Source organism: uncultured Thiohalocapsa sp. (assembly GCF_913062725.1).
Classification (GTDB): domain Bacteria; phylum Pseudomonadota; class Gammaproteobacteria; order Chromatiales; family Chromatiaceae; genus Thiohalocapsa.
Map to the genome: position 1 here is coordinate 1 of NZ_CAJXWY010000050.1, position 14,504 is coordinate 14,504.

Annotated in this window: 12 protein-coding genes, 1 tRNA gene, 1 pseudogene and 1 CRISPR repeat array; of the genes and pseudogenes, 6 read left to right on the forward strand and 8 right to left on the reverse strand. The window is 63.0% G+C overall.

Translation table 11 applies throughout. The annotated features are described in order from the left end of the window. Window positions 1-234: 234 nt before the first annotated feature. The 3 genes and pseudogenes from QZ588_RS13345 (at window position 235) to QZ588_RS13355 (ending at window position 3,181) form a co-directional block, all read left to right on the forward strand. Window positions 235-1,332, forward strand: coding sequence for a hypothetical protein (locus QZ588_RS13345; protein ID WP_295543438.1), 1,098 nt, complete (start codon window positions 235-237; stop codon window positions 1,330-1,332). Between the two features lies 1 nt (window position 1,333). After that, window positions 1,334-1,927, forward strand: a pseudogene (locus QZ588_RS13350) (DEAD/DEAH box helicase family protein); the annotation flags it as partial. A gap of 456 nt (window positions 1,928-2,383) precedes the next feature. Continuing rightward, the gene (locus QZ588_RS13355) at window positions 2,384-3,181 is read left to right on the forward strand and encodes a hypothetical protein (RefSeq protein ID WP_295543440.1); all 798 of its coding nucleotides are present in this window, start codon (window positions 2,384-2,386) and stop codon (window positions 3,179-3,181) included. Window positions 3,182-3,298: 117 nt separating this feature from the next. Here QZ588_RS13355 and QZ588_RS13360 read toward each other — a convergent pair whose 3' ends face one another. The 3 genes from QZ588_RS13360 to QZ588_RS13370 form a co-directional block, all read right to left on the reverse strand. Next, entirely contained in the window at window positions 3,299-3,433 is a 135-nt protein-coding gene (locus QZ588_RS13360) for a hypothetical protein (protein ID WP_295543441.1), read from the reverse strand. 183 nt (window positions 3,434-3,616) lie between these two features. After that, window positions 3,617-5,527, reverse strand: coding sequence for a trypsin-like peptidase domain-containing protein (locus QZ588_RS13365; protein WP_295543442.1), 1,911 nt, complete (start codon window positions 5,525-5,527; stop codon window positions 3,617-3,619). 251 nt (window positions 5,528-5,778) lie between these two features. Beyond that, a complete protein-coding gene (locus QZ588_RS13370) occupies window positions 5,779-6,279 on the reverse strand; it encodes a hypothetical protein (protein ID WP_295543443.1) in 501 nt (166 codons plus the stop codon). A gap of 334 nt (window positions 6,280-6,613) precedes the next feature. Here QZ588_RS13370 and QZ588_RS13375 point away from each other — a divergent pair, with 334 nt between their 5' ends. The 3 genes from QZ588_RS13375 (at window position 6,614) to QZ588_RS13385 (ending at window position 9,099) form a co-directional block, all read left to right on the forward strand. Next, window positions 6,614-6,781, forward strand: a complete 168-nt coding sequence (locus QZ588_RS13375; RefSeq protein WP_295543444.1) for a hypothetical protein — start codon at window positions 6,614-6,616, stop codon at window positions 6,779-6,781. A 238-nt stretch (window positions 6,782-7,019) separates the two neighbouring features. Then, a CRISPR array of direct repeats spans window positions 7,020-7,599; the repeat unit is 31 nt; unit sequence GTCCGAACTGAGACCCGATCTGAAGGGGATT. 69 nt (window positions 7,600-7,668) lie between these two features. Further along, window positions 7,669-7,836 (forward strand): hypothetical protein, encoded by a 168-nt coding sequence (locus tag QZ588_RS13380; protein ID WP_295543445.1) that lies wholly within the window; start codon window positions 7,669-7,671, stop codon window positions 7,834-7,836. A gap of 903 nt (window positions 7,837-8,739) precedes the next feature. Beyond that, on the forward strand, window positions 8,740-9,099 hold the full coding sequence (locus QZ588_RS13385) for a hypothetical protein (protein WP_295543446.1): 360 nt from the start codon (window positions 8,740-8,742) through the stop codon (window positions 9,097-9,099). A gap of 157 nt (window positions 9,100-9,256) precedes the next feature. Here QZ588_RS13385 and QZ588_RS13390 read toward each other — a convergent pair. The 5 genes from QZ588_RS13390 to rpsU all read right to left on the reverse strand — a co-directional run bounded on the left by QZ588_RS13390 (window position 9,257) and on the right by rpsU (window position 14,305). Next, a tRNA-Ile gene (locus QZ588_RS13390) sits at window positions 9,257-9,332 on the reverse strand. Window positions 9,333-9,437: 105 nt separating this feature from the next. Then, window positions 9,438-11,273, reverse strand: a complete 1,836-nt coding sequence (gene rpoD / locus QZ588_RS13395; RefSeq protein WP_295543447.1) for an RNA polymerase sigma factor RpoD — start codon at window positions 11,271-11,273, stop codon at window positions 9,438-9,440. Between the two features lie 338 nt (window positions 11,274-11,611). Next, entirely contained in the window at window positions 11,612-13,306 is a 1,695-nt protein-coding gene (gene dnaG, locus QZ588_RS13400) for a DNA primase (protein WP_295543448.1), read from the reverse strand. Between the two features lie 151 nt (window positions 13,307-13,457). Then, the gene (locus QZ588_RS13405) at window positions 13,458-13,901 is read right to left on the reverse strand and encodes a GatB/YqeY domain-containing protein (RefSeq protein ID WP_295543449.1); all 444 of its coding nucleotides are present in this window, start codon (window positions 13,899-13,901) and stop codon (window positions 13,458-13,460) included. 188 nt (window positions 13,902-14,089) lie between these two features. Continuing rightward, entirely contained in the window at window positions 14,090-14,305 is a 216-nt protein-coding gene (gene rpsU, locus QZ588_RS13410) for a 30S ribosomal protein S21 (RefSeq protein WP_295543450.1), read from the reverse strand. Window positions 14,306-14,504: the final 199 nt, after the last annotated feature.

A 14,504-nucleotide genomic window follows, 5' to 3' on the forward strand; every position in this document is an offset into this window, starting at 1 on the left:
GGTTCCGACCTGGGTGCTGACCAGCTTCACTTGAATGTGTCCGTTGCGGTCTTCAAAGGCCTCTTCGACCCGCGTCTCGGGCAAGTCAAGCAATGACTCAAGGGCTTGCCGCAGTGGCTCGTTGTTCGCGCTCATCTTGATCTCCTCGTCGCTCTAACTGGCTGTTATTACAGGATATTGTACACTACTGAGATCCCGAAGAGCCAAGATAACAAAGTAGTAATAGGAGGCAATATGATCTTCGGGAGTATCACACAACCATCATATCGAACGACAAGTGCGGCGATTCAGGAGGTTGCAAAGTCTCATAACTTTCAAGCGTTAGATGTGGCTGCCTCATACATCACTTCATCAGGGCTGCATGATCTAGAAACAACTCTTCATAATCACTTTAATCTCCGCGACGGGAATAGGTGTAAGCGATGGCTAACATCATTTGATTATTTGCGCACCGAGCCAGTGGCATTAGAAGCGCTATTGGCTTTCCCAAACTCTCCCGTGAGAATCCATGAACCAGAATCAGCTCTAGCCAACAAGGGAATCCCACGCCGGCCTTTTCACCCAAAGGCCTATCTGTTTCGATTGGGTGAAAATCTGGAGGTCGGACTCGCAGGGTCGGGAAACTTGTCCAGGTCGGGACTATCAAAGGGAGTAGAAGCGGGGCTTATAATTGGCGTTGATCGCGGCGATCCTGCAATAAATAGTGAGCATTTGCAGAGTATCGATATGCTTCGACTTTGGTTTGAGAATCTATGGGCTGCTGGAACGCCGCTGAATGCAGCACTACTGGACAGATATTCGAGGCTTTATGAAAGTTCAGAAAACCTAGCAAACCCAACCGCTGTCGAAGACGATACGGTCAATAGCGATCCATCCACGGCAGCAATTTCAGCGGCAGATCTAAAAAAGCTTCGTGCATGTCGGAACTTCTGGGTGGACGCTGGTAACGTTACGAAGAATCGGGGCGCAAATCTTCCGGGCAATCAGGTGATGCTTAAGAGGATGAGTAGAGTTTTCTTTGGGTTTGCCGCGAATAATATTTCTGAAAACTCCCATATTGGGGGTATAGAAATTTCTTTTGATAAGGGAGGCTTTAAAAAATATTCTTTAACATTTAGTGATAATAAAATGGATAAATTAGTGTTGCCTATACCGGGCGATGAAGGACCTCAATCATATAACAATAAGATTCTTCATTTTAGAGCTGTCGGGCCAAGAAGATTCGAGCTACAGGTTTTTGAGAACAAAAAACTATCGAGTTTTCGAAAAAAGAGCAAAGCCGTCGATGGCGCATTCAAGATGAAAAGCGGTCGTGAATGGGGGGTGTTCTAATATGACTGTTCCCTCTGTCTCCGTCACCTACGCCCAAAGCGGCGCCTCCACCCAGGCCAACGCCCTGGGCATGCGCCCGATGCAGGAGCGCGTCTACGAGCGCCGGGGCGAGCAGTACCTGCTGATCAAATCCCCGCCCGCCTCGGGCAAGAGCCGGGCGCTGATGTTCGTGGCGCTGGACAAGCTGGCCAACCAGGGGCTGAAGCAGGCCATCATCGTGGTGCCGGAGAAGACCATCGGCGCCAGCTTCAACGACGAGCCGCTGTCCCAATTCGGCTTCTGGGCCGACTGGCAGGTCGCGCCGCGCTGGAATCTGTGCAATGCGCCAGGCAATGACGACGGCGGCAAGGTCCAGTCACTCGGCACCTTCCTGGCCAGCGATGACCCCGTGCTGGTCTGCACCCATGCGACCTTCCGCTTCGCCGTCGATCAATACGGAGTCGAGGCCTTCGATGACCGCCTGATCGCGGTCGATGAGTTCCACCATGTCTCGGCGAACCCGGACAACAGACTGGGCGCCCACCTCGGCCAGTTCATCGCCCGCGACAAGACCCACATCGTCGCCATGACTGGCTCCTACTTTCGCGGCGATGCCGCAGCCACCGAGCAGGCGCTGAAGAAGCGTACCCTGACCAACCTCTACAACAAGCGCCCGACGTGGCTCGACAACGACCACAAGGCGCTGGATACCGCGGTAGCGACTGCGTATGGCTGGGACGACTACAGCCCCGACATGCCCGACCAGGAAATCCTCTCCCGGCTGCTGGCGCTGAACCTGGAGCGCGCCGAGCGCCAGGGGTAGGGCTGCCCGTCGCCGACCCTCTTCCGCACCGCGATCACCAGCCCCGAGCAACCGCGCTGACCAACAACCGCGCTCGGCAGTAGTCTATGGGCCTTGACGCTGCCCGCGGCCGACACCTACCCTGCAATCAGCCAATAATCCTGCCGCGACAGAACCAAGAAAGCGTCCAACTGGACGCATTTCCGGCGGGACCGAGCGACTCGGCGGGCCTTGTGCCCGCCATCCCCTATGCTCGCCCGAGGTTCTGTTATGTCCGCATCCGTTCACGCCATCGACACAAAGCCGCGTACTCGCGCGGATTGGGCCGCCCGCATCACGACGGCCTACGCAAAAACCGTTGAGTCCATCGTCAAGACCGGCGCCGAGCTGCTCGCCGCCAAAGACGCGCTGCCCCGCGGCGCATTCCAGAAGATGGTCCGCCGCGACCTACCTTTTGGGGATCGCACCGCGCAAAAGCTGATGGCCATCGCCCGTAACCCGGCGTTGACGGACGAGGCGAATTGGCCGCAACTGCCCGCGGCATGGACGCAGCTGTACGAGCTGTCGCGCTTCGAGCCCGACGTGATCGCGCAGCTAGTGGCACATGGCGACCAGGTCGGCAAGCGCCTGAACGAAATGGACACCGCGGAAATGCTACTGGCAACCGACCTGCTGCGGCGCCCGCAAAACCGGCAGGCCGATCCTGCGGTTTCTGAGGCGCCAACGAAGGACGACGCGCGACAGGACCGCGCGCCGCTGTGGATTGTTCCGGATGCGCCCTCCAGTTCTGCGCCCGCGGAGACGCCTCACCACTGTGCGGAGCGCGCTTCGCGACCAGCTTGCCCGCCACCTGCTGCGGCTGGGCAGTTTGAGCCTGTGCCTGATGGCGAGTTGGCGTTTCCTGCGGCCGCGCAGCGGTTCTCGCAATCGTTGGCGTCCGCGCTCCCCGATCAACCGCCAACAGGACAAGCGGCATCGGGGCTGGAAGCACTCAAGCAAGCATGGGGACGTGCGACTGCAACGGAGCGCTTGGAGTTTATCGGCTGGGCGTCAAAACGCATGCGATGATGCTCGCCTGAGCGCCCCACAAGCCGTCTGGGCTGCTCAGTCCCTCAGCTGGAAGATCTCCGGGATCTCCACTTCTTCCTCCGGCATCAGGGGCTCCTGCTCGAAGTCCCTGCCGGGCTAATTGAGCGCGAGATAGTTCTCGCGCGTCAGTGGCTTGTTGTGCCGGATCATGTCCGCCAGTACCGGATCTTTTCCAGCGACCAAGGTCAACGCCTCCGGCGAGATTCCAGACGGTTTGTCTTGTCTTCTCAAGGCTTTGCGCTCCTCGTTTGTGCTTGTCCCACTCGGCGTCGATGGCGTCGACGCAAAAGGGGGCACACGATCACTTCAGCGCGCACGCAAAAACCGGCTGCGCCGGGTGTGATTGCGGTGCAGGCTGTATGCCACCCACCGGGAGCGCGTTGCGACGGCCCATCGGCATGGTGTCGCCGCGTCTCACTTCCAACACTCCACAGGGATGGTGTGTTGTCGCGCCTCGGTGGCCACCGCGGTCTGTACGCGGGCCGGGCGCGCGTCCACGGTGGTGAACGGGATGGCGTGGATGCTCAGAAAACTGCGCGCCAGGGCGCCCTTGATGGCGAAGTTGACGTTCTGGGGCAGGTCGCCGGTCGCGTTGGCCATGGTCATGGCGTTCAGTTTGGCGACCACGACGCCGACCACGGCGCCGGAGGCGTCCAGTAGGGGACCGCCGCTGTTGCCCTTTTGCACGGGGGCACTGATCTGCAGGTAGCGGCGGTCCCGCTGCACGCCGCTGGTGGCGGAGACCTCACCGGCTGTCACGTTGATGTCGCCGAGCAGGCCGCGGAGTGGGTAGCCGGCAACCAGGACGGTTTCGCCCAGCTCTGCGTTGGAGCGGCGTAAGGGCGCGACGGCCGCCTGTGTCGCGTCGACGGATAGCACGGCGAGATCGTTCGCATCGTCTTCGGCAATCAACGCGGCTGGTTGCTGGCCACCGGGCAGTTGCACCGCAAGGCTTGAGCAGTCCTCGACCACATGCTGGTTGGTTAGCAGGTGGCCCTGGCGGTTGACGAAGAAACCGGTGCCAGCCAAGGCCGGCCCCTCGGGTGCGGCTGGTGCGGTGACGGCCTCGCGTCCGGCGATCATGGCGTCGAGCAGGGCCGACAGGGTGGTAGAGGCGATGCCGTCGGGCTCGATGTTGGCGTCGCGCTGGAGGTCTTTGATGGCGTCGCGGGTACGGGGGCCCATGCGGCCGTCGACGGGGCCGGGGTCGTAGCCGAGGGCGGCGAGTTGGGCCTGGATGTTGCGGATGGTGGCGCGGGAGACGTTGGGTTGCTGCGGATTCAACACGTCAGGTGCGTCCGGCCGGGGGATACGCCTAATCTTGGACGGGTCAATCTGGTCGACCGGGATAAGGCCTTCAGGGGTTTCTTGCTCGTCCGGGGCTCCCGGCGCACTGGGTGCGGTTGTGGATGTGCCAGGCTGCCATGCGGCGGCGAGGCGTTGGGCCTCGGCGATCTGGGCGCGGGTCATCTGGCGTTCGTCGATCTCGAGGTTATGGCGAGCGGTTTCGTTCCCTTGGGCGGCCGCCAAGCTTGTCCACATGTAAGCCTTAACAAGATTCTTTGTCACGCCGAAACTGTTGCGGTACATCACGCCGAGGTTGTTCTGCGCCCCCGCATGACCCTGCTCGGCGGCCATACGATACCAACGCACCGCCTCGGCATCGTTACGGGGCACGCCCTTGCCAGTGCGGTACATCACGCCGAGGTTGTTCTGCGCCACCGCAACACCCTGCTCAGCAGCCATGCGATACCAGCGTACCGCCTCGGCATCGTTACGGGGCACGCCCTTGCCAGTGCGGTACATCAAGCCGAGGTTGAACTGCGCCCCCGCATCACCCTGCTCAGCAGCCATGCGGAACCAACGCACCGCCTCGGCATCGTTACGGGGCACGCCCTCACCGTCGGCGTACATCACGCCGAGATTGAACTGCGCCTTCGCATCACCCTGCTCGGCGGCCATGCGATACCAACGCGCTGCCTCGGCATAGTCTTGGGGCACGCCGAAACCGCCGTCGTACATCACGCCGAGCTTGAGCTGCGCCGTCGCATCACCCTGCTCAGCAGCCATGCGATACCAGCGTACCGCCTCGGCATCGCTCTGTGGCACGCCGAAACCGTTGTCGTACATCACGCCGAGGTTGTACTGTCCATAGGCGGACCCTGCTTCAGCTTCAATCCGAAACATCTGTGCCGCAGTCTCGTGATCGCCGCGTTTCAGGGCGGCTATCCCCAAATCGAGCGGTGACTGCTCCGCCGTTACATGGTTACCCCATCCGAGCATCAGGATGAGTGCCAGTATCAGGATCGTTCGGTTCTGGTGCATGGCTTGGTCCTCAGGGGTAGGTTGGGTCTTTCGGTCCTCGTCAGGCGCAGGGGGGGGTGCGCGTCCTGTGCCCTCCAACGCGATTCGCGCTGCTTGCGTCAAGACGCAGTGGTTGCCTAACTGAGTCCCGCTCACGGCATTAGCCTGATCGCAGCGCCCGCCCATGGGGCCGGGGCTTAGTTGTGGATAGGGCAATGCGACTGGCGCAACACGCTTGGCTGGCCAGTCGCATCGCTCACATATCCGACGGTTCAGATCTCATCGGCGACCTTGTCATAAAAGTCGTTCACACCATCAATGAAACCCTCGACGAAGTCATCGTCATACTGTTTCCCCGCAGCGTCGAGATTGGTCCAGAAGTCATTAGAGCTTTGACGATCCGGCCCGTCCTCGCCTTCGACAATGGCGACCAGGCGCTCACCCGCACTGAAGGCCTCGCTTGGCCCGCCACCGAAGAGCGTATCCAGGTGCTCATGGTTCACCAGGCGTTTCAGCTGGCCGTAGTCAGCACTGTGTTGCGCCCATTGGAAACCCACCTCGAATCCTTCGCGTTGCGCTGCATTCACCTGCTTCATCTTGCTTGCCCTCAAACGTTGTACCGCGGCCTTCATGGCGTCTTTGTCACGTTGTCGCATAAGTTCGGCCAACCGTTGCTCAAAGCAGACGGCAGCCACCTTGCTCCAATTCTCAGCCTCGAAGTCCGCCATGCGGGCGGCGAGGTCATCAGCGACATAAATGGACTTTTTTGGCATGGATGCACCCTCTGTGCGGATTAGGTGTGCATACTTTGGGTGCATATTGGGTGCATGTCAAGGGTATACGCCAGCAAAGTTTTCCTTGGGGCAGCCGCGTCTGTCGTGTGAGCAGGTGGTCGCGAGGAGTTTGCCCCTTGTTAGGGGGCCTGCGCCGCCCACCGGCCCCGCCGCGCCATCACCGGCACCAGACCCCGCCAACCCCAGGGGCCGGCGGCCGCGACGGGCCGCTGGTACATTAGGCCAGCACCGCCACGCCAAGACAACACGACTCCGGCACTTCGTTTACACTGCGTGCGCATCACTAGACCTGCCCAACGAGACGCCTGCGCACATGAACCCCTCAGATTTCGTCGCCAAGTGGAAGCCCGCGACTCTCAAGGAGCGCTCCGCCGCCCAGGCGCATTTCACCGATCTCTGCCGGATGCTCAGCGAGCCGACACTGGCAGCAGCCGACCCCACCGGCGACAGGTTCTGCTTCGAGCGCGGGGTGAGCGAGTGAGCGACGGTGCCAACCCCCCACGCCCCGTCCCCGCGCCGGACTCGCGCCCGAAGAACGACGTCCCGACCGCGCGCGATCCATCGAACACGAAGGCTTGACGTACGGCAACCCACTTGTCTACCATCAGGTGCGGATCAGCGTAGTGCCCGGAACACTGCACGTGAACTTTTCGGTTCCTGGATTTTTCTTCAACTCCCTCTGTAAGTTGCTGAAAATAAAGGGCCTGTGGCGTCGAGCGGTCCGAACTGAGACCCGATCTGAAGGGGATTGAGACGCTTCGATGTAGCAAACATACCCCCTGTTCCGAGTCCGAACTGAGACCCGATCTGAAGGGGATTGAGACGCCTTGGCGCCCTTAGAAGGCGCCTTAGAGGTCCGAACTGAGACCCGATCTGAAGGGGATTGAGACGGTCACGGTGATCAAAGATATGAAGCGCCTTTGGTCCGAACTGAGACCCGATCTGAAGGGGATTGAGACCGCTTTGCGCACTAAAGTTGTCAACATTTTGGTCCGAACTGAGACCCGATCTGAAGGGGATTGAGACCGGTTTAATGGGCGCGTTTTTCAGTCTGACCGAGTCCGAACTGAGACCCGATCTGAAGGGGATTGAGACGTCCATGACAGCTCTTCGACGTATTCCTTGGCCGTCCGAACTGAGACCCGACCTGAAGGGGATTAAGACCGACGCGAATCTCAGTGGGTGTTGGGTAGCATGCTGTCCGAACTGAGACCCGATCTGAAGGGGATTAAGACTCCTCGGTGGCCATGGGCTTGTTCGCAAGCCTCGTCCGAACTGAGACCCGATCTAAAGGGGATTAAGACCTCACGGACGCACTGATTGCGGCAACCCCAGACTTCAGGACATTGCTGACGGAGAACGTATATCGTGACATCCTCGAAAAAGCAGGCTACGGAGAACAACTCAGAGACCTTGAAGGCGCTAGAACAGGTAATGCGGCAGCAGGAAACCAAGAACCCGAAACTCGCCGCCAAGCAAGCTCGCCTGCTGAAGAAGCTGAAAGACGGCACCTTCTCCGCGCCGCAAAACGACTAGACCGGCTGCGCGCTGAGCGCAACCGCAAGCCGCCGGCTGACATCCGCTTCAGCCGCCGTCCGAACTGAGACCCGATCTAAAGGGGATTAAGACCAAGCTTCGCGGCGAAGCGCGCGCACGGTGCGGCTGCGGACGCTGGAGCAGTCCGTCGCCGCGCTGGTGAATCAGGCTTATGGACTGTCCGCCGACGGCATCGACCTGCTGTGGCGGACGGCCCTCCCACGAATGCCGGGGGCTTAAGCAGGTTGGGATGGTGGCCGAGTCGGCCTGCCCGCCATCCAGCGCAGGTACAACCGATCGACCCCGCCCTGCGCTTGGTCAGTCGCTCGGCGCAGCGCATATCGCGCGCGCTGCGCATTCGATGAGCCGTCGCCGACCCCCTCCCGCATCACCGACACCAACGCCAGCGGTGGTGCGGGCGAATAACCACATTGGCGAGTCAACCTATAGATTTAAGTCGATGGTATGGAAAATGCCAAAGCGCCTATGCGCCTATAGGTTGACATGCCAGTATGGTTATTCCGCCGCGCCGCTGCTGGTGCCTTGGTGACGGGCGCACCGCACCACGTCGGCAACCGCCCTGGTGGCGCAGTGGGTCAGAGGGTAAGACCGAAGCACCCAACCCACTACCCACATACCCAAGCAACCTCGAGCCACGTCGGCGCCGACCTGGTGCGTCGGCATCGGCACGAGCCTCGAGCAGCCGCACGAAGCAATAACCATACTCGGCGGTCAACCTATAGATCAAAGCTGATGGTACGGAAAATGCGAGAGCGCATATTCGTCTATACGTTGATACGCGAGCATGGTTTTTCCGCCGCGTCACCGCTGGCATCAGTGCCCGCCGCACGGCACCGGGTCGGCAACCGCCGTTACTGAGTAACGCCACAACCGGGAGTCCCCATGGCAAGCCGCCGCAACCCGATCCCACGCCAGCAGGTGTTGGCGCACATCATCGAGACCTTTGGGCGCGACTCCTTCACCACCCGCGACCTGGCCGTTGAGCTTGGCGTCAACGAGCACCGGGTGCGGGGCGCCGTGTCCTGGCTCATGCTGGGCGGTGCGTTGGCGAAGGCTGGTCGCGTGGCTCGCAGGGACAAGCAGGGGGGCACCTACCACAACGCCCAATACCGCTGGACGGGCCAGACCGATGCCCCGCGCGTCCCGCACGACCACAAGGTGCGCGCCCGGCACCTGGCCGAGCACCAGCAGGGGGCGCAGCGGGCAGCCATCCGGCAAGCGTTGTCGATGCGGTGGGTGTGAGCCGTTACCCCGCCCCGCTCACCGGGGTAACAAACAGCCGCTTGTCGGCTGGCGTATCGGTGCCTAACGCTGACGAAGTGTTACCCCCATCGTTACCCCGGGCGCCAAAAACCCATAAACGAGCAAGGGGCAATGAGCTCTAAGCCGTTGTTTTGATTGGTGGGCCGCCTAGGATTCGAACCTAGGACCAAGGGATTATGAGTCCCCTGCTCTAACCGCTGAGCTAGCGGCCCGAAAGCATTTGCAGTATCGCGCAGGTGGGTTGTGATGGCGAGGATGGGGCCGGCGCCGTGGCGCGCGCAGGCCCGCCACGGCAGGGTATCGGGCCTGCGCGCGACTCAATCGCTGTCGAGAAAGCCGCGCAGCTTTTCCGAGCGGGTCGGGTGGCGCAGTTTGCGCAGGGCCTTGGCCTCGATCTGGCGGATGCGCTCGCGCGTCACGTCGAACTGCTTGCCGACCTCTTCCAGGGTGTGGTCGGTGTTCATGTCGATACCAAAGCGCATGCGCAGCACCTTGGCCTCGCGGCTGGTGAGGCTCGCCAGCATGTTCTGCGTGGCCTCGCGCAGGCCCGCGGCGGTGGCGGAGTCCAGTGGCGAGATGACGCCGGCATCTTCGATGAAATCGCCGAGGTGGCTGTCTTCGTCATCGCCGATGGGTGTCTCCATGGAGATGGGCTCCTTGGCGATCTTGAGCACCTTGCGGACCTTTTCCTCCGGCATCTCCATGCGCTCGGCGAGCTCTTCGGGCGTCGCCTCGCGGCCCATTTCCTGGATCATCTGCCGGGAGATGCGGTTCAGCTTGTTGATGGTCTCGATCATGTGCACCGGGATGCGGATGGTGCGCGCCTGGTCCGCAATGGAGCGGGTGATGGCCTGACGAATCCACCAGGTGGCGTAGGTGGAGAACTTGTAGCCGCGGCGGTATTCGAATTTGTCCACCGCCTTCATCAGACCGATGTTGCCCTCCTGGATCAGATCCAGGAACTGCAGACCGCGGTTGGTGTACTTTTTGGCGATGGAGATCACCAGGCGCAGGTTGGCCTCGACCATTTCCTTCTTGGCGCGGCGGGCCTTGGCCTCGCCGATGGACATCCTGCGGTTGATCTCCTTGATCTCGCCGATGGTGAGCACGTTCTCGCGCTCCAGGTCTTGCAGGCGGCGCTGGGCCCGGCGCACGTCGCTCTCGACCTCGGCCAGGCGCTTGGACCAGGCATGACCGGCGTCGATCTGCTCGCGAATCCAGTCGGGATTGGTCTCGTTGTCGGGGAAGGTATCGATGAACGCCTTGCGTGGCATCTGCGCATGGTCCACGCACAGGCCCATGATGGTGCGCTCCTGACTGCGCACGCGCTCGATGCTCTGGCGCAGGACTTCGACCAGTTCGTTGAAGACGTTGGCCACGAGCTTGAACTGCATGAAGTCTTCGGAGACCTTGGCCATGGCCGCGCGGGAGGCTTCGTGGTCGCGGCCGTGCTCGCGCAGCAGCCCTACGAATTCATCGAAGTGCAGCCGCAGGGAGCCTGCCCGACGGGAGACTTCTTCGGGATCGGGGCCGGTGTCCACCGTCTCGGCGGTGTCGTCGTCGTCGCTGTCCTCGTCGTCGGCGGCGTTGTTGGTCTCGGCTTCGGCGGCAGCGCCCTTTTGCACGGGCTCGGCGGTTTCGTCGTCGGTGAAGCCCGAGATGACATCGGAGAGCCGGCGCTCTTCGCGCTCGACTTGGTCGAACATGCTCAGTAGCAGCTCCACGGCGCGCGGATAGGTGGACAATGCCGCCAGGACCTGGTTGAGACCATCTTCGATGCGCTTGGCGATGCGCAGCTCGCCTTCGCGCGTGAGCAGCTCCACGGTGCCCATTTCGCGCATGTACATACGCACCGGATCCGTCGTACGGCCGAACTCGCTGTCGACCGAGGCGAGCGCCGCAGCGGCGGCTTCGGCGGCCTCGTCGTCGGCGACCGCCGAGTCGTTGCTGAGGGCGTCGATCTCGGCGGGGGCACTCTCATGCACCATGATCCCCATGTCGTTGATCATGCGCACGATGTCCTCGATCTGCTCCGGCTCGATGATGCCGTCGGGCAGGTGATCGTTGACCTCGGTGTAGGTTAGAAAGCCCTGCTCTTTGCCCTTGGCGATCAATTGCTTGAGTTGCGAGGCTTGCTGCTGCTCTTGATCCATACGGATACCTGTTCGACGGTTGAACCGGGCGGGCGTCCTCAGCGCACGAGTCTTGGACGCAATCAGTGTTGGCGCCGATGCCGCAATGGCACCGGGCGTAGTACATGGGAGTCGTGTGCGACGATGCGACTACCGTTGGCGGTTTGCATGCGCCAGCCACCCAGAAGTGTAGCTGCCGTAGCGAAACTCTCCAACATAACAGATTTGCGCTTTTTTCGGTATCCCAAGGCCCCAGGGGTTACGACCGTGTCTTCACCCATTCGACCCGGCCTGGGCACGCATGCCGAGAAGTCGCTGTGGCATGCACGGTCGCGCACTGGTTGCGCCGGCGACGCCGGTCATCCGGTGGTGTCGCTGTCACCATCGCGGGCGCGCCAACGGCGATCGATGTCCGCAGCCCGGCGCTCGGCGGCCGCATCCCGGTTGAGCCGCGCGATGATGCCGAGCAGTTCCGGCGCCCGGCCGTCTTCGGGGATCAATGCGATGAGCCGGGCGTCGGCGAGCTTGCGCACCGCAGACTCGTCCTCGGTGCCGCGCCAGCGTTCGGCGAGAGCGCCCGTGGTAATGCCCGGATAGGCACTGGCAGTGTCCACCATCTGCGCCAGCAGGCGGATGCCCGGGCGGTCGAGCTCGCGCCAGTCGGCCGGCTGCTCGGCCACCAGTGCCGCTCGCTCCGGTGCGTCCAGCAGCAATGCGACGGCGCGGCGCAGCGGGGTCAGCGACATCGTGCGCGACCATGGCCGCGGCGCGGGTCGCGGCGGGGCCTGCTGGGGGCCACCGCCGTGGCCGGTGCGCCGGGCAAGCGCCGCCGTCAGCTGCTCGCGGTAGCTGCCTGCGGGCATGCTGGCGAGCAGCCCCTGGACTTCATCGGCGAGCCCTGCACGCCCCTCGGGTGTGGCGCTGTCGTGACGTGCCTCGGCGTGCTCGAACAGGAAGGCCGACAGCAGCTTGGCCTGCGCAAGCCGTGCCTCGAAGGCATCTTTGCCCTCCCGACGCACCAGGGTGTCCGGGTCCTCACCGTCGGGCAAGAACAAAAAGCGCATCGGCTGTTGCCCACTGGCCAGGGGCAGCGCCGTTTTGAGTGCCTTCCAGGCCGCCTTGCGCCCGGCATCGTCGCCGTCGAAGCAGAACACCAGCTCGGGCGCACCGCGCAGCAGGCGCTTGATCTGCTCCGGTGTGGCGGCGGTGCCGAGCGCCGCGACGGCGTAGTCGATGCCGAACTGGGCCAGCGCGATGACGTCCATGTAGCCCTCCACCAGCAGCAGCCGTGGCGGCTGGCGTAGTACCTGCTGACTTTCGTACAGGCCATAGAGCTCGCGGCCCTTGACGAAGACCGGCGTCTCCGGCGAATTCAGGTACTTGGGCTCGCCGTCGTCGAGCACCCGGCCGCCGAAGGCCACCACGCGCCCGCGCCGATCCCGGATGGGAAACATGATGCGGCCGCGAAAGCGATCGTAACGGCGGCCGTCGCGCTCGGAGATCAGGCCCGCGGTGAGCAGGCCCTCACGCTGCTCGGCGCTGCGGCCGAGCCCCTGCAGCAGGAAGCTCCAGCCGGACGGGGCGAGACCCAGGCCGTAGCGCTTCACGATGGCGCCGCTCAGGCCGCGGCGCTTGAGGTAGGCCACCGCGGCCTCACGCTCCGGGTGCTCGCGCAGCGCACGCTGATACTGCTCGGCGGCCTGGGCGAGGAGCGCGTACAGCGGTCTCGGGTCCGGGCCGCGCGCCGTGGCATCGTCCTCGGGCAGCGGCATGCCGGCACGCTGGGCCAGTTCTTCGACGGCCTCCGGGAAGCTCAGCCGGTCCAGCTCGATGAGGAAATCGATGGCGTTGCCGTGGGCACCGCACCCGAAGCAGTGATAGGTCTGCCGGGCGGGGGTGACGAAGAACGAGGGGGTCTTTTCGCCGTGGAAGGGGCAGCAGGCCTTGTAGGACTGACCGGCCTTGCGCAGCGACACCCGGGTGCCCACCAACTCGACGAGATCGGTGCGATCGAGCAGCTGGTTTTTGAATTCGGGAGTGATGCGGCCAATCATCCCCCACCTCGCGCTGCTGCGACGGCGCCCTGATCAGAGGCCCCACCGCCGGGTGAGCGCCCACCCGAAGCGACGGGGACGGCGCCGTCGTCTTCGCCGCGGCCCGGCGGCATCGTTGCCGCCGGCTCGCCGCAGGTCTCACCGATGGGTCTCAGCCCGCGAGCCGCGCCTTCACCCGCCTGCTGACCTCGCCCATGTCCGCACGCCCCTGCACCTTCGCCTTCAGCGCACCGATGACCTTGCCCATGTCCCGCATGGAACCGGCACCGGTGGCGGTGATGGCCGCGTCGATGAGCGCATCCACTTCGGCATCGGGCAGCGCCTCGGGCAGATAGGCCTGTAGGATGTCCACCTCGAAACGTTCTTGGGTGGCCAGATCATCACGGCCCGCGGCGTCGTACTGGGCGATGGAATCCCGGCGCTGCTTGAGCATTTTTTCGAGCACCGCCAGCACCTGGGTGTCGTCCAGCTCGGTGCGCTCGTCCACTTCGCGCTGCTTGATCGCGGCGTTGATGAGCCGGATGACACCGAGGCGCACCTTGTCGCCGCCCTTCATGGCGGCTTTCATGTCATCGGTGAGGCGCTGCTTGAGCATGGCTGACCCTGATGGGTGGAGTCGCATTCGGTGACCGCGATGCCGCCACTGCGGATGTCCGGGCGATGATGGTGGTTGGTGTGATCACGGCTTGTCACGGGCCTGCAGGAGATGCAAGCCCCCGAACTGACTGCCCGCCCCAATCGACGGCGGCCACTCGGGGGCGATGAGTCAGGGGCGATGGGCGTTCAGTAGGGCCGCTCCCAGCGCCGCGCCTCGCGAGAGAGCTTTTTGTGATGCCGCTTCACGGCGGCGGCTTTCTTGCGCTTGCGCTCGGACGTCGGTTTTTCGTAGAACTCACGGCGGCGGACTTCGGCGAGGACGCCGGCCTTCTCGCAGGAGCGCTTGAAGCGCCGCAGGGCGACCTCGAAGGGCTCGTTCTCTTTGATACGAACGCTGGGCATGAAGAATCCTTGTGGTTCACGCGGTTGATAGGGACGTCACGGTCAGTGGCAAGACGGCACTGGCCAACGCATGCGTAATCGCGCATTATGCCTTGCGCTCGCCGGCGCTGGCAAGCCCCTTGCGCAACAGCATCGCCGCCGAAGCACACGGCGGCAAGCCGCCGCAGCCCGTTACCCGCGACTCGACCTCATCACTGAC

Coding starts and splice junctions, on each gene's coding strand:
- QZ588_RS13345 (WP_295543438.1), top strand. CDS start 235: ATGATCTTCGGGAGTATCACACAACCATCATATCGAACGACAAGTGCG.
- QZ588_RS13355 (WP_295543440.1), top strand. CDS start 2,384: ATGTCCGCATCCGTTCACGCCATCGACACAAAGCCGCGTACTCGCGCG.
- QZ588_RS13365 (WP_295543442.1), bottom strand. CDS start 5,527: ATGCACCAGAACCGAACGATCCTGATACTGGCACTCATCCTGATGCTC.
- QZ588_RS13370 (WP_295543443.1), bottom strand. CDS start 6,279: ATGCCAAAAAAGTCCATTTATGTCGCTGATGACCTCGCCGCCCGCATG.
- QZ588_RS13375 (WP_295543444.1), top strand. CDS start 6,614: ATGAACCCCTCAGATTTCGTCGCCAAGTGGAAGCCCGCGACTCTCAAG.
- QZ588_RS13385 (WP_295543446.1), top strand. CDS start 8,740: ATGGCAAGCCGCCGCAACCCGATCCCACGCCAGCAGGTGTTGGCGCAC.
- rpoD (WP_295543447.1), bottom strand. CDS start 11,273: ATGGATCAAGAGCAGCAGCAAGCCTCGCAACTCAAGCAATTGATCGCC.
- dnaG (WP_295543448.1), bottom strand. CDS start 13,306: ATGATTGGCCGCATCACTCCCGAATTCAAAAACCAGCTGCTCGATCGC.
- QZ588_RS13405 (WP_295543449.1), bottom strand. CDS start 13,901: ATGCTCAAGCAGCGCCTCACCGATGACATGAAAGCCGCCATGAAGGGC.
- rpsU (WP_295543450.1), bottom strand. CDS start 14,305: ATGCCCAGCGTTCGTATCAAAGAGAACGAGCCCTTCGAGGTCGCCCTG.